Origin of the sequence: Salmonella sp. SAL04196 (assembly GCF_046550835.1) — a bacterium.
GTDB classification, from domain to species: domain Bacteria; phylum Pseudomonadota; class Gammaproteobacteria; order Enterobacterales; family Enterobacteriaceae; genus Salmonella; species Salmonella enterica.
In genome coordinates this window covers 1,412,851-1,426,561 of the sequence record NZ_JBGDXE010000001.1, presented here as the reverse complement: position 1 = coordinate 1,426,561, position 13,711 = coordinate 1,412,851, and the positions used below count along the sequence as shown (strand labels likewise).

Here is a 13,711-nt window from a genome sequence, read left to right as displayed (position 1 = left end):
TAAGGAGATTTCAGATGAGTCAGGTCAGCGCTGAATTTATCCCGACCCGCATCGCTATTCTTACTGTTTCCAGCCGACGCGGCGAAGAAGACGACACCTCCGGTCATTATCTGCGTGATTCGGCGCAGGAGGCCGGGCATGAAGTGGTGGCGAAAGCCATCGTTAAAGAGAACCGTTACGCGATTCGCGCCCAGGTTTCCGCCTGGATCGCCAGTGATGAGGTGCAGGTCGTATTGATAACTGGTGGGACCGGTTTGACCGAAGGCGATCAGGCGCCGGAAGCGCTGTTGCCGCTGTTCGATCGTGAAGTGGAAGGATTTGGCGAAGTGTTTCGCATGCTCTCGTTTGAAGAGATCGGCACCGCAACTCTGCAGTCGCGCGCGGTAGCTGGCGTGGCGAATAACACCTTGATTTTCGCCATGCCGGGCTCCACAAAAGCGTGCAGAACCGCATGGGAGAATATCATTGCGCCGCAGTTGGATGCCCGTACACGCCCATGTAATTTTCACCCTCATTTAAAGAAATAACGATGTCGCAATTAACCCATATAAACGCCGCAGGCGAAGCGCACATGGTGGACGTTTCCGCGAAAGCGGAAACCGTTCGTGAAGCACGGGCGGAAGCATTCGTTACCATGCGTAGTGAAACGCTGGCGATGATTGTTGATGGCAAACACCACAAGGGCGATGTTTTCGCGACCGCCCGTATTGCCGGTATTCAGGCCGCCAAACGCACCTGGGAGCTGATCCCGCTGTGCCACCCGCTACTGCTAAGTAAAGTGGAGATTCAGCTTCAGGCCGAGCCGGAGCATAACCGTGTGCGTATTGAGTCTCTGTGCCGTCTGACCGGTAAAACCGGCGTCGAAATGGAAGCATTAACCGCGGCGTCCGTCGCGGCGTTAACCATCTACGACATGTGCAAAGCGGTACAAAAAGATATGGTAATTGGTCCGGTGCGCCTGCTGGCGAAAAGCGGCGGCAAATCGGGGGATTTTAAGGTGGATGCGCATGATTAAGGTGCTTTTCTTCGCCCAGGTTCGCGAGCTTACAGGAACTGACGCGCTGGAGCTTCCAGCAGATTTTTCCACCGTTGAGTCGCTGCGACAGCATCTGGCGACAAAGAGCGATCGTTGGGCGCTGGCGCTGGAAGACGGCAAGCTGTTGGCGGCGGTCAACCAGACGCTGGTAAGTTTTGACCATCCGCTGACGGCGGGCGATGAAGTGGCGTTTTTCCCGCCAGTCACGGGGGGCTAACATGCGCGAAACGCGAATTGTAGTCGGCCCTGCGCCGTTTAGCGTCGGGGAGGAATATTCCTGGCTGGCGGCGCGCGACGAAGACGGCGCGGTCGTCACCTTTACCGGAAAAGTGCGCAATCATAACCTGGGCGATAGCGTTAAGGCGCTGACGCTGGAGCATTATCCCGGCATGACTGAGAAAGCTCTGGCGGAGATCGTCGCGAAGGCGCGTTCCCGCTGGCCGCTGGGGCGGGTCACGGTGATTCATCGCGTTGGCGAATTATGGCCGGGCGATGAGATTGTGTTTGTCGGCGTCACCAGCGCGCACCGCAGTAGCGCGTTCGACGCCGGCCAGTTCATTATGGATTATCTGAAAACCCGTGCGCCGTTCTGGAAGCGTGAAGCCACGCCGGAAGGCGATCGCTGGGTCGAAGCGCGCGACAGCGACCAGCAGTCGGCGAAACGTTGGTAGCAGAATGTGATACGCTTTAGGGTATCATTTCCACACAGGAGTTCATCATGGACAGATTTCCACGATCTGATTCAATAGTGCAGGCGCGGTCCGGCCTGCAGACCTATATGGCGCAAGTGTATGGCTGGATGACGGTCGGACTGTTACTGACCGCGTTTATCGCGTGGTATGCGGCTAATACGCCAGCCGTCATGATGTTTGTCTTTTCCAGTAAGATCACCTTCTTTGGCTTAATTATTGCCCAGCTTGCGCTGGTGTTTGTTCTGTCGGGACTGGTGCATAAACTTAGCGCCGGAATGGCGACCACGCTGTTTATGCTCTATTCGGCGCTAACCGGATTGACGTTATCCAGTATTTTTATCGTTTACACCTACTCCTCTATCGCCAGCACCTTTGTGGTGACGGGGGGAATGTTTGGCGCCATGAGCCTGTACGGGTACACCACTAAGCGCGATCTTAGCGGTTTCGGCAATATGCTGTTTATGGCGCTTATTGGTATCGTTCTGGCCTCGCTGGTCAATTTCTGGCTGAAAAGTGAAGCGCTGATGTGGGCGGTAACCTATATCGGGGTGGTGGTGTTTGTCGGTCTGACGGCCTATGACACGCAGAAACTGAAGAATATCGGCGAGCAAATAGATACCCGCGATAGCGCTAATCTGCGTAAATATTCGATTCTCGGCGCGTTAACGCTGTACCTGGACTTTATCAACCTGTTCCTGATGTTACTGCGTATTTTTGGCAATCGCCGCTAATTATATTGATCTCTTAAAATCCTGGCCCTGCGCCAGGATTTTTTTAGGAATATATTTAGGGCGAAACAGCATAAATATCTTAGAAATGTTTTCCTGCGCTTGCCATTCTTATCACCGTGATCATGTGAAGAGTGATAAATGACAAGTGGGCCCTCTGGCTGCAATACGTATACGGCAAATAGCATTTATTCCCGCGACAATGTTATCCCTTACCTATTGGTATACTGCGTTGGGACTATGGTGTACCGCCGGCATTATATGGTTAACGTTGTATACTCATTTTTTGATAACCTACGTTCAACCTGTTGTTGTTTTGTGGGTATCAGCACTTTTGCTTGGCCTGGGGTATGGGGCCGTTACCTGTCTTTCCCGCTTTGGCACTGTTGCCGTAACGTTGATATATATTGCCATCATTACGCTTACCGGCGTGTCATTAGCTTACTTTTTCTCAGGTGGCGCGACCATTTTCGTGATTGTTGGAATCATGTTTAGTCTTAATGCTTTATTTATTTTCTACCTGAATATCAGTTCTGGTCTATTCAGGCCGTTAATTTTTATGGCGGTAAGCGGGATCATCGCTGCGATAGTTGTCAATAGCCTGGTGGCCAGTAGCACTCTGGTCTGGATAGTCAGTGTGGTGACGGTATTGGTGTGGACATTGATTACAGCGCTAGAAAAATCGACACTTCATGGTTATGCCCGCATGTTATACCACAGCGAGTTTTCATCCCTGTCTCGTTGCGCTTTATTTGGCGCGCTGACGCTTTACCTTGGCATTATTAATGCTGTGGTTACGCTGTGTCGTTATATCATTTTGATGATTCTGGAAATACTATTATCTTTCAGGCCGTAGGCGTTGCAGGTTTTTTATTCAGGTTGGTGATGATGGGTATAATGAGTAAATTATGTGGCAAACAATTTTGGTTAGCGTTTTGTGAAGCTAAAGACGTCACTCGCGCCATTAAAAATGGCGGCGAGGATTTTAATAAGAAATGCCCGCCAGCGCTGATTTCTCATTTTATTAACGGATTGTCATGGGAATATTCATTACCCAATCCTGCGCCTGTTTGCGCGTTTAGTTTTATGCTTCTTGTGGGAGGTGTGTGCAGTGCGCATTTTGCTTTCGATAAGTTTATTCTATATTGGCCGCTAAATATAATCATTTATTTTGGCAGTGCTATAGGTATGGTGTTATGCGTTATGGCTGAGCTATGGCTTATTGCCAAAGGTTTTATCCTGGGTTTGCGCCTCTGCGTTTTACTGCTTTTATTAAACATTGTATTCTGCGGTACTGGATTATTTGACGTGTTGTGCCAGCAAAATGGTGAATTAAGGGGCGATCTGGTTATCGCGATTATTATGGTTGTGCTTTGCCGCTGGGTGATGAATGGCGAAACGTTTACGATGATGATTCGTTTCTGCCTGGGGCGTCGATTAGTGCGAGTCGCATTACAAAAATATCTCACCTCACAGACAAGGAAATGATAAGCCCATGAACCTGATGACGTGGCTAACAGGAAAAACACTGGCGGAGCTGGTGAAAAAAGGGCAGTTGATCCCGCCAGAGATTAAGTTACCTGTGTATCCGGCCAGCCACTACAAAAAAAACTGGTATGAACAAGGTATTCCTCACGGAGGCGTTATCGGGCTTACGGCGATCATGATGACGATGACATGGATCGTCAGTATAAACATGATTATTGCGCAGTTTGAGCTGCACAATAAAAAGCATCTGGAGCTGGTCTTCTTCCTGGCCGTGGGCTATATCGCTTTTCTTACCCCGTCAAATCAGCTGCTGCTTAAAGGAAGAATGAGCGGGGTCATTATTTACCGCTATGCGCTATTGCTGGCCATTATTTCCGTTACGTTGGCAACGTTCTGTACCCTGTCATCAGTATTCATGGGTGAGTTTAACGAAGTGCTCCTGCTGCTGTTTAGCTGGTCATTGCTGCTTTTTTCCCGCTTACAGATGAATACGTCTTTTTTCTCAGCATATGTTTATTTTTACCGGATAAAACGCGTTGTGCTGGAAAGCGAAAACGCGTCTGCTTAAATTTATTTCGCCATCGCCCGCTCGTTTTTCGCCCGCAGCTTCTTCGCCCGGCTTTCCAGGATCAGGTAGCACACCAGCGCCAGCAACAGGGGAATAAAATAGTAAAGCACGCGGTACGCGAGCAGGGCGGCGATAATCGTGCCTTGCGACGTATGTTCGCCCGCCAGCAACGCGATGAATACGGCCTCCAGCACGCCGATGCCTGCCGGAATATGCACGATGACGCCCGCGATACTGCTCACCAGCAGTACGCCCAGCACAAAGAAATAGTTCACATCCTGACCCATCAGCAGCCAGATGATGGCGCCCATCGCCATCCAGTTCGCGCTGGAGATCGCCATCTGCGCCAGCGCGAATTTCCATGATGGCAGCACCAGTTTCTGCCCTTTAATCGTCATATGCCGCCGCTTTGCAAAGGCGCAAAACCACAGATAGACCGCGATAATCAACAATAAAACGATACCGAGAATACGTAGCGTGCCTTCATCGATATACCAGTGGTCGGGAAGCTGGACAACGCCGAAGGTAAAAATGATGCCGCCCAGCAGAATATAGCCCAGCCAGTTAGTGGTAATGCTGAGCGAGAAAATGCGCGTGATAGTACTGCCGGGCAACCCGAGGCGAGAGTATAGTCGGTAACGCATCCCGATCCCGCCGACCCAGGTGCTGAGCGTCAGGTTAAAGGCATAGCAGACGAACGATACCAACATCACCTGTCGCTTCGCCAGTTTATGGCCGCAATAAAGCCGTCCAAGCAGGTCGTAGCAGCCGTACAGAAGATAGCTAACGATCACCAGTCCTACAGCGCTTAAAAGCGCCGTGCGGTTATAGTCGCGGATGACGGTCCAGACATCACCCCAGTCGACCTTTTTAGCATAAACCACCAGCAGAACGACGACCGCAATAAAAAACAGCCAGGTCAGCACTTTTTTAGCCAGCCGCCAGCGCGGATGCGATTTAGCCATTAGGGCTTCACTCCTGTATTTTCTGGATCAACGCGATCCTGGGTTTCCATTTCTGGCTGGGCAGGCGGGGGAACCTGCGCCAGATGCGGGGTATGCGCAGGTAGCCAGCCGACCAGCGCCGGGAAATGACGTAAAAAGTGGAACGCCAGCACGCTTTTGGTCAGGTTCCACCAGGTGCGTTTCGGCAGCATAGACTCATCGACCTGCTTACAATCGTTCACGATGATGCCTTGTAAATTATCGCGCAGGGTCTGGTTAAAGGTACGATCGTGAATGATCAGGTTAGCTTCAAGGTTAAGCGACAGGCTGAGCGGATCGAGATTACTCGACCCTACCGTGGCCCAGTGATCGTCCATCAGCGCCACTTTGCCATGCAGCGGACGGCGTCGGTATTCATAAACCTGCACGCCGCCCTTCACCAGATAGTTATAGAGCAACCGCGCGCCGACTTTGACTATCGGCATGTCTGGTTCCCCCTGGACAATCAGTTTTACGCTCACGCCACGGCGGGCGGCTTTACGCATTGCGTGGAGCAAGCGATAGCCGGGGAAAAAATAGGCGTTAGCGATAATCACTTCACGCTTTGCCTGGGTCAGCATTTTCAGATAATGACGTTCGATATCGTCACGGTGCTCTTCGTTATCCCGCCAGACAAACAGCGCCTGCGCTTCGCCGGGGTGACGGTTTTCTTCAGCCTGGTGATGGCGCTTCCACCAGCGGCGCGCGGGGCTTTGCCCCGGCAGATTCTCGACTTCGAATTGCAGGATATCGGCCACAACAGGCCCTTCGACCCGTACCGCGTAGTCTTGTTTCGCCTGCGGGCCGTAATCCGACATATGCTCGGCGGAGTAGTTAATGCCGCCGACAAAGGCAATACGATCATCAATTACCACAATTTTGCGGTGCATTCGGCGGAAGATATTGGTTCGCAACCCCAGTAGACGCGGGCGGGGGTCGTAATAGCGGAAAATCACGCCCGCCGAGGTTAATTCGCCGACAAACGCGTCGCTGAGATCGGGAGAGCCGTAGCCGTCGAGTAATACTTCGGCTTTTACGCCGCGCTGTGCGGCTTTTAGCAGAGCGGCATGGAGTTTTTTACCCACCTCATCTTCAAACAAGATAAAGGTTTCCAGAATGATTTTTTGCTGTGCCTGAGCGATAGCCTCAAACACGGCAGGATAGAACTGGTCGCCGTTTTCCAGTAGCTGAATTTGATTACCTTCACGCCAGCCGCATTTCATAGATGGATCTCCGCGCTAAGGGGGGCATGGTCTGATAAATGTCGCCAGTTCCGCAGCGGTAGTGCCGTAGGAGAACTGGCGTTCGCATTCTTGACGTAAATACGATCGAGTCGCAGCAGCGGCATACTCACCGGGAATGTGCGCGCCGGTCGGCCATGGGCACGGGTGAATATCTCCTCCAGCCCGGCCGCGTTTAACGGCGGGCCGGCCTTTTGCCGCCAGTCATTAAAGTCTCCGGCCACCAGCACCGGTTCTGATTCCGGCAAGGCATTCACCCATCCCGCCAGCATGGTTAACTGTGCCTGGCGGTGGCTCTCCCGCAGGCCGAGATGTACGCACATGACGTGGATAGGGCGGTTGAGCATGGGCGGCGTAATGCGGCAATAGAGCACGCCGCGTTTTTCGCTACCGCCGACCGAGACGTCGCGATTTTCATAATGTTCAATGGGATAGCGAGAAAGAACCGCGTTACCGTGATGGCCTTCCGGATAGACCGCATTGCGGCCATAGGCGAAATCGCTCCACATGGTGTCGGCCAAAAATTCATAGTGGGTAGTGTCCGGCCAGTTTTCGATATGCAGCGGATGTACTTCATGCGCGCCCATCACTTCTTGCAGACAGACGATATCGGCGCCGACCGTTCTGACGGCGTCGCGCAGCTCCGGCAGGATGAAGCGTTTATTAAAGGCGGTAAAACCTTTGTGCGTATTAATTGTGAGCACTTTGAATGAAAAATTTCGCGTGTGTTGAGTCATTTTCTTCCTGTCCGCGTCACTATCCTGATTGAAATAGTGTAGTCGTCGTCACAAAAAGATGCGGTCTTACGGAATTTTCCGTAAAGTTCGGTACTCTGAATAATGAGAGAAAAATGCTTCAGGAGAAAAGCCATGAAGTGGCAACAACGCGTTCGTGTCGCAACCGGCCTCGGTTGTTGGCAGATTATGTTGCATTTACTGGTAGTGGCGATGCTGGTAATAGGCTGGATGAGCGGCACATTAGTGCGCGTCGGCCTGGGATTATGCGTGCTTTATGGCGTGACGGTACTGCTGATGCTGGCGTTGCAGCGCCATCATGAGCAACGCTGGCGCGATGTGGCGGATGTGCTGGAAGAGCTGACTACCACCTGGTACTTCGGCACCGCGCTGATTGTCCTCTGGCTGCTATCCCGCGTATTGCAAAACAATGTCTTACTGGCGCTGGCGGGGCTGGCTATCCTGGCCGGGCCCGCCGTGGTCTCGCTACTGGCGAAAGATAAAAAGCTACATCACTTTGCGTCTAAACATCGCATACGCCGCTGAACCCGTGGTGGCCGCTATCACCAGTAGCGGCCACAAACTTCCCCAGACAATCCCCAGACTCGCATCCTTAAGATAAATTTGCTTGGTAATATCAGTAAAGTGGCGGATAGGGTTTATCCACGTCAGGTTTTGCAGCCAGACCGGCATATTTTCCACCGGCGAGACATAACCCGAGAGCAAAATCGCCGGCATCATAAAGACAAAGACGCCGATAAACGCCTGCTGTTGCGTGGCGCAAAGCGATGATATCAGCAAGCCAAAGCCTACCAGCGACAGCCCGTAAATCACCATCGTGAAATAAAACAGCGCTAACGAACCGGCGAAGGGAATTTGGTATGCCCAAATGCCGATAGCCAGCACGATCGTGGCCTGGAAGGTCGCGACAATCAGCGCCGGCACCGCTTTACCAACGAAAATCTGCCAGGTGGTGAGCGGAGAGACCAGCAGCTGATCCAGAGTGCCTTGTTCACGCTCGCGGGCGACGGACAGCGAAGTGACGATCATCACGCCAATAGTGGTGATCATGGCGATCAGCGAGGGCACCACAAACCACTTGTAGTCCAGATTCGGGTTATACCAGTTGCGTACCACCAGTTCGCTATTGTTGGGCTTTGGCTTGCCGTCCATCAATGTCTGCTGATACTCCTTGACGATCTGTTGCAGATAATTGGCGGCGATTTGCGCGCTGTTAGAGTTACGTCCATCAAGAATGAGTTGCATCGGCGCAGGCTGGAAGGTATCCAGATTCCGCGAGAAATCCGCCGGGAAGCGCACCAGCAGCAGCGCTTTTTGCGTATCGATAGTCGGCTGGATCTCCTGCGGACTGTTCAGCAATAGCACATGGGTAAACGCTTTCGCGCGGGCAAAGCGCTGGGTAAGTTCTACCGAATGTTTGCCGTTATCTTCGTTGTAGATAGCGATAGTCGCGTTAGTGACTTCAAGCGTCGCGGCGAATGGAAACAGGATGACCTGAATCAGCACCGGCAGAATCAGGATCGCGCGCGTTTGTGGTTCGCGTAAAAGCGATTGCAGTTCTTTGCGAATTAATGTCCATAAGCGATGAAACATAGAACCTTCCTCATGTCGGGTGGCGCTACGCTAACCCGACCTACATGGCCCGTAGGCCCGGTAAGCATAGCGCCACCGGGCAAAATACGAGCGCCAGAGTTAATCCAGCCGTCGTTTGGTTTTTAGCCACGTAAGGCCAATAAACATCACCGCCGAGGCGATTAAAAACAGTACGTTAACGCCTAACACGACCGGAATATTGCCGGCCAGAAACAGACTTTGCAGGGTGCTGACAAAATAGCGCGCCGGAATAATATAGGTCACCGCGCGGATCACCGCAGGCATACTGTCTATCTGGAAGATAAATCCGGACAGCATAATCGAGGGTAAAAAGGCGGCGTTCAGCGCCACCTGCGCGGCGTTAAACTGGTTGCGAGTGATGGTGGAAATCAACAGCCCCATCCCCAGCGTACTCAGTAAAAACAGACTGGTGATAATAAACAGAATCACCAGCGAACCGCGATACGGCACGCCGAGAATAAACACCGATACCAGCATACAGAGCAGCATCGCCAGCATACCGAGAAAATAATAGGGAATAAGCTTACACAGCAGCAGTTCAACACGCGTCACTTCGGTTGAGAGCAGCGCCTCCATCGTGCCGCGCTCCCATTCGCGGGCAACGACCAGCGAGGTGAGGATTGCGCCAATTACCGTCATGATAATGGTCACCGCCCCGGGAATAATAAAATGCTGACTGATCGCCGCCGGGTTAAACCAGTAGCGCGTCTGGACGTCAATGAGCGGTTCAAAGGTGTCGCCGCGATCTTCCGCCCGCTGCTGTTGCCAGATTTGCCAGATGCCTTCCACATAACCCTGAACGAAGTTGGCGGTGTTTGGCTCGCTGCCGTCGGTAATCACCTGAATCGGCGCGCTGTCACCGTCGCGCGCCATTTGCTGCGCGAAATCCACCGGAATCACCACCAGTCCGCGAATGCGTCCGGCCTGCATTTTTTCAATTAATTCATGGCGATTATCGCTAATGGTCGCGTCGATATAGGGTGAACCGGTCATCGCATGAGTGAAATCCAGCGCCTCCTGGCTTTGCTGTTCAAGCAGAATCCCCACCCGCAGCTTGCTGGAGTCAAGGTTAATGCCGTAACCAAAAATAAACAGCAACAGCAGCGGGATCACCACCGCAATCAGCCAGCTACTGGGATCGCGCACGATCTGGCGCGTCTCTTTGACGCACAACGCACGCACGCGGCGCCAGGAGAGAGACTTACTCATGCGTATGCTCCTTATCCCAGTCATTGATGAGAGTGATAAAGGCCTGCTCCATCGTCGGATCGGCCTGTTGCTCATCGGCGGCCTGCGCTTTGAGATCGTCCGGCGTACCGCTGGCGATAAGCTTCCCGCGATAAACCAGTCCGATGCGATCGCAATATTCCGCCTCATCCATAAAGTGGGTCGTCACCATTACCGTGACCCCTTTTTCCACCATGCTATTAATGTGCAGCCAAAATTCACGGCGGGTGAGGGGATCAACCCCGGACGTTGGTTCATCAAGGAATAAAATATCCGGTTCGTGCATCAGCGAGCAGGCCAGCGCCAGTCGCTGTTTAAAGCCCAGCGGCAGCGCATCGGTGGGATGCGACGCGATGCTTTTCAGACCAAACGCTTCACTCATGCGCTGAATTTTTTCATTTTGCGCGCGGCCCCGCAAACCGTAGACGCCGGAGAAAAAACGCAGGTTCTGCTCAACCGTCAGGTTGCCGTAAAGCGAAAATTTTTGCGCCATATATCCCAGATGCTGACGGGCTTTGCCGGAGCTGACTTTCAGATCCATATCCAGCACCAGCGCCTTGCCGGATGTCGGCACCAGCAGGCCGCACATCATTTTAAAGGTGGTTGATTTACCCGCGCCGTTCGGGCCGAGCAGGCCAAAAATCTCGCCGCGTTGTACGACGAAATTAACATGGTCCGTGGCCGCGAAATCACCAAATTTTTTTGTCAGTTCCTGCGCTTCAATCACCGTTTCGCCGGCAGTGCCTTCAACCGTATGCAGGATTGAACCCAGCGGAGACTCCGAGGTTCCCGCTCCGCCAAGCAGATCGATAAACGCATCTTCGAAGCGCGGCGCGGTCTCATTGAGGGTGATTTCCGGCATCCCTTCGGCCTGACGAATATCTGCTGCGGTCGCCTCTTTTTTCAGGATCAGACGTACCGAACGTCCCTGAATCATGCCGTCGCTCACCTGCGGCAGTCTGAGCGCTCTCTGTAGTAACTTACGGTTGTTTTCCTGTGGACTGCTCATCAGAAAGCTACGACCGGCCATCGTTTGCGTCAGCGCTTTAGGTTCGCCCTGATAGAGCAGCTCGCCTTCATTCATCAGCAGCACATCGCGGCACTGTTCGGCTTCGTCGAGGTAGGAGGTGCTCCAGAGGATTAGCATCCCATCCCCCGCCAGCTCGTGGACCATCTGCCACAACTCGCGCCGTGAAATCGGGTCAACGCCAACGCCCGGTTCATCCAACAGCAGCACTTTCGGTTCGCCGACCAGCGTACAGGCCAGCCCCAGTTTTTGCTTCATCCCGCCGGACAATTTCCCCGCCAGACGGCCAGTGAAAGGGCCGAGGGCGGTAAACTCCAACAAACGGGCAAAGGTCTTTTCCCGTATCTCGCCGGTAACGCTGCGCAAATCGGCATAGAGATTAAGGTTCTCCATGACGGTAAGATCTTCATACAGACCGAATTTCTGCGGCATATAGCCCAGAACCGCGTGCAGCTCGCTGTCGTTTTGTATCGGGTCGAAGCCCAATACGGACGCGCTGCCGCCATCGGCTTTGAGCAGGCCTGCCAGCATACGCATTAGCGTGGTTTTTCCTGCGCCGTCCGGCCCTACCAGCCCGGTGACATAACCGGAATGAATGGTACAGTTGAGCGGCGCGACGGCGGGTTTATCCATTCCCGCAAAGCGCTTCGTCAGACCGTGCAGCGTAATAACGGCCTCACTCATGCCGTGCCTCGTCATTAAATTTCACCGTGACTGGCATCCCCTGGCGTAACGCATCGTCCGCATCGGTGACGATAATGCGCAGGCGATAGACGAGATCGGTACGCAGATCCGGCGTTTCGACGGTTTTCGGCGTAAATTCCGCGGTGGGCGAAACGAAACCAATCTTGCCGTGGTAAGGTTTGTCAGGACGACCGTCGGTATACAACAGAATGTCGCGCCCCGGTTGCGTTTGACTGAGGTTGCGTTCATCGACATAGGCACGCACCCAGACGGGGCGGGTCAGCGAGAGCGTTAATACCGTGCTGCCGGCGTTCAGCATACTGCCAGGCTCGACCGCGCGGGTGAGCAAGGTTCCGTTGGCAGGCGCGATAAGCGTGGTGTCCTGTAAATCAAGCTGCGCCTGCGCCAGTTGGGCCTTTGCCTGTTCCAGGCTGGCTTTCGCCTGGGCGATATCCTGTTCACGATTACCGGTACGGTACTGGCTCAGTTTATCCTGCGCGGACTTCAGAGTCGCCTGCGCCTGATCGCGCGATGAGCGGGCGTTTTCCAGATCGTTAGCGGAAATGGTGCGGCTTTTCCACAATCCTTGCTGACGGTTATAAAAGTTTTGCGCGTAGTCATAGGCGGCTTGTGCCTGTCTGACGGCGGCGGCGGCCTGGGCTATCTCTTCATCGCGATAGCCTGCCAGCATCAAATCATATTGCGCCTGCGCGACCGACACGCCAGCTTTCGCCTGCATCAGCGCGTTTTCGTATGGCGCGTGATCCAGTTCGCCGAGCACCTGTCCGGCTTTGATGGCATCGCCTTCATCAACATTCAGCGACGCCAGCCTGCCGCCGACGCGAAAGCTGATATTGACGGTACGGATATCGACATTACCGTATAGCGTCAGCCCATCGTCCTGCCGACTTTGATACCACCAGGTTCCACCGGCAATCACAGCGACGATCGCTGCGATTGCCAGTCCGATAACGACAGGTTTTTTCATCAGTCCAGACTCCTTTGCGTTAAACCATGCAGAATAAGATCGATGTGGCAGGTTACCGTCTGGTAAATCAGCTCCGCTTTTTCTTCATCAAACTGCGGCCAGCCGGTACGTAACAGAATAGTTTCTTTGCCGAGACGAAACGCCAGCACTTCGCCCAGTAAGGCATGGGTATGCAAAATCATGCGCGTATCATTGGCGTCGCAGCCGGTATAAGCGGCAACCAATCTTGTCAGATGGGTATGCAACGGATCGATAACCTGTTCATGAACCAATTGATAGGCCGACGTGGGAGAGAGCTGCTCGCGTGAAATGAATTTGCTCAGGTTAACGGTGTCTTCCTGCGTCAGCAGCATAATCATGTTCTTGCAGGCGAGCAGAATAAGCTCGCGTATGGCGTCCCGGTCAGGGACAGGCTGGCTAAACAGACGTTCCGCTTTTTCAGCATGGGGGCGAAATTTTTCGCCAAGAAAATCGGCAATCCACTGGGCGCAGGCGAGGTATAAATCCTCTTTTGAGCCGAAATAGTAAGTAATAGCGGCAATATTTTGCCCCGCCAGCGCGGCGATATCGCGCGTGGTGGCATGGAGGCCATACTCGCCAAACTGCGCCAGCGCGGCGGCAATGAGCTGACTTTTCGCCTGCTCGCCCTTGGTGGTCGTGGTGGGAATATTCATCACACG

The 13,711-nt window shown here is 53.3% G+C and carries 17 protein-coding genes; 9 read left to right on the top strand and 8 right to left on the bottom strand.

Annotated elements, in window-relative coordinates; genetic code table 11:
* Positions 1-14: 14 nt before the first annotated feature.
* From moaB to ACLJPE_RS07200, 8 genes are all read left to right on the top strand, one after another.
* Positions 15-527 carry a molybdenum cofactor biosynthesis protein B gene (gene moaB / locus ACLJPE_RS07235; RefSeq protein ID WP_000084604.1) on the top strand — a complete coding sequence of 171 codons (513 nt, stop codon included), beginning with the start codon at positions 15-17 and terminating at the stop codon, positions 525-527.
* A 2-nt stretch (positions 528-529) separates the two neighbouring features.
* The gene (gene moaC / locus ACLJPE_RS07230; RefSeq protein WP_000080894.1) at positions 530-1,015 is read left to right on the top strand and encodes a cyclic pyranopterin monophosphate synthase MoaC; all 486 of its coding nucleotides are present in this window, start codon (positions 530-532) and stop codon (positions 1,013-1,015) included.
* Positions 1,008-1,253: a molybdopterin synthase sulfur carrier subunit gene (gene moaD, locus ACLJPE_RS07225; RefSeq protein ID WP_000598599.1), complete on the top strand. Its 246-nt coding sequence runs from the start codon at positions 1,008-1,010 to the stop codon at positions 1,251-1,253. The genes moaC and moaD overlap by 8 nt, the downstream gene beginning before the upstream one ends.
* 1 nt (position 1,254) lies before the next feature.
* Positions 1,255-1,707 carry a molybdopterin synthase catalytic subunit MoaE gene (gene moaE / locus ACLJPE_RS07220; protein WP_001209385.1) on the top strand — a complete coding sequence of 151 codons (453 nt, stop codon included), beginning with the start codon at positions 1,255-1,257 and terminating at the stop codon, positions 1,705-1,707.
* A 47-nt stretch (positions 1,708-1,754) separates the two neighbouring features.
* Positions 1,755-2,459 carry a Bax inhibitor-1 family protein gene (locus tag ACLJPE_RS07215; RefSeq protein ID WP_000373611.1) on the top strand — a complete coding sequence of 235 codons (705 nt, stop codon included), beginning with the start codon at positions 1,755-1,757 and terminating at the stop codon, positions 2,457-2,459.
* A 145-nt stretch (positions 2,460-2,604) separates the two neighbouring features.
* Complete coding sequence (locus tag ACLJPE_RS07210) at positions 2,605-3,312, top strand: Bax inhibitor-1 family protein (RefSeq protein ID WP_023215098.1); 708 nt, start codon at positions 2,605-2,607, stop codon at positions 3,310-3,312.
* 23 nt (positions 3,313-3,335) lie between these two features.
* On the top strand, positions 3,336-3,944 hold the full coding sequence (locus ACLJPE_RS07205) for a hypothetical protein (RefSeq protein ID WP_077911112.1): 609 nt from the start codon (positions 3,336-3,338) through the stop codon (positions 3,942-3,944).
* A 7-nt stretch (positions 3,945-3,951) separates the two neighbouring features.
* Positions 3,952-4,512 carry a hypothetical protein gene (locus ACLJPE_RS07200; RefSeq protein ID WP_023215096.1) on the top strand — a complete coding sequence of 187 codons (561 nt, stop codon included), beginning with the start codon at positions 3,952-3,954 and terminating at the stop codon, positions 4,510-4,512.
* A 2-nt stretch (positions 4,513-4,514) separates the two neighbouring features.
* Here ACLJPE_RS07200 and ACLJPE_RS07195 read toward each other — a convergent pair whose 3' ends face one another.
* The 3 genes from ACLJPE_RS07195 to ACLJPE_RS07185 are packed head-to-tail and all read right to left on the bottom strand — an operon-like array spanning position 4,515 to position 7,473.
* Complete coding sequence (locus ACLJPE_RS07195; protein WP_023215095.1) at positions 4,515-5,477, bottom strand: YbhN family protein; 963 nt, start codon at positions 5,475-5,477, stop codon at positions 4,515-4,517.
* Complete coding sequence (gene clsB / locus ACLJPE_RS07190) at positions 5,477-6,718, bottom strand: cardiolipin synthase ClsB (protein WP_000649639.1); 1,242 nt, start codon at positions 6,716-6,718, stop codon at positions 5,477-5,479. Before clsB ends, ACLJPE_RS07195 begins: the two co-directional genes overlap by 1 nt.
* The gene (locus ACLJPE_RS07185; protein ID WP_000192039.1) at positions 6,715-7,473 is read right to left on the bottom strand and encodes an endonuclease/exonuclease/phosphatase family protein; all 759 of its coding nucleotides are present in this window, start codon (positions 7,471-7,473) and stop codon (positions 6,715-6,717) included. The genes clsB and ACLJPE_RS07185 overlap by 4 nt, the downstream gene beginning before the upstream one ends.
* Positions 7,474-7,605: 132 nt before the next feature.
* On the opposite strand from ACLJPE_RS07185, the gene ACLJPE_RS07180 reads away from it, so the two are divergent.
* Positions 7,606-8,016, top strand: coding sequence for a YbhQ family protein (locus tag ACLJPE_RS07180; protein ID WP_000871970.1), 411 nt, complete (start codon positions 7,606-7,608; stop codon positions 8,014-8,016).
* On the opposite strand, the gene ACLJPE_RS07175 is transcribed toward ACLJPE_RS07180, so the two are convergent.
* The 5 genes from ACLJPE_RS07175 to cecR all read right to left on the bottom strand — a co-directional run bounded on the left by ACLJPE_RS07175 (position 7,978) and on the right by cecR (position 13,705).
* Positions 7,978-9,084, bottom strand: a complete 1,107-nt coding sequence (locus ACLJPE_RS07175; RefSeq protein ID WP_000469050.1) for an ABC transporter permease — start codon at positions 9,082-9,084, stop codon at positions 7,978-7,980. The genes ACLJPE_RS07180 and ACLJPE_RS07175 overlap by 39 nt on opposite strands.
* A 99-nt stretch (positions 9,085-9,183) precedes the next feature.
* On the bottom strand, positions 9,184-10,314 hold the full coding sequence (locus ACLJPE_RS07170; RefSeq protein ID WP_000045765.1) for an ABC transporter permease: 1,131 nt from the start codon (positions 10,312-10,314) through the stop codon (positions 9,184-9,186).
* On the bottom strand, positions 10,307-12,043 hold the full coding sequence (locus ACLJPE_RS07165) for an ATP-binding cassette domain-containing protein (protein ID WP_001287621.1): 1,737 nt from the start codon (positions 12,041-12,043) through the stop codon (positions 10,307-10,309). The genes ACLJPE_RS07170 and ACLJPE_RS07165 overlap by 8 nt, the downstream gene beginning before the upstream one ends.
* The gene (gene hlyD, locus ACLJPE_RS07160; protein WP_000743431.1) at positions 12,036-13,031 is read right to left on the bottom strand and encodes a secretion protein HlyD; all 996 of its coding nucleotides are present in this window, start codon (positions 13,029-13,031) and stop codon (positions 12,036-12,038) included. Before hlyD ends, ACLJPE_RS07165 begins: the two co-directional genes overlap by 8 nt.
* Complete coding sequence (cecR, locus tag ACLJPE_RS07155; RefSeq protein ID WP_001025260.1) at positions 13,031-13,705, bottom strand: transcriptional regulator CecR; 675 nt, start codon at positions 13,703-13,705, stop codon at positions 13,031-13,033. The genes hlyD and cecR overlap by 1 nt, the downstream gene beginning before the upstream one ends.
* Positions 13,706-13,711: the final 6 nt, after the last annotated feature.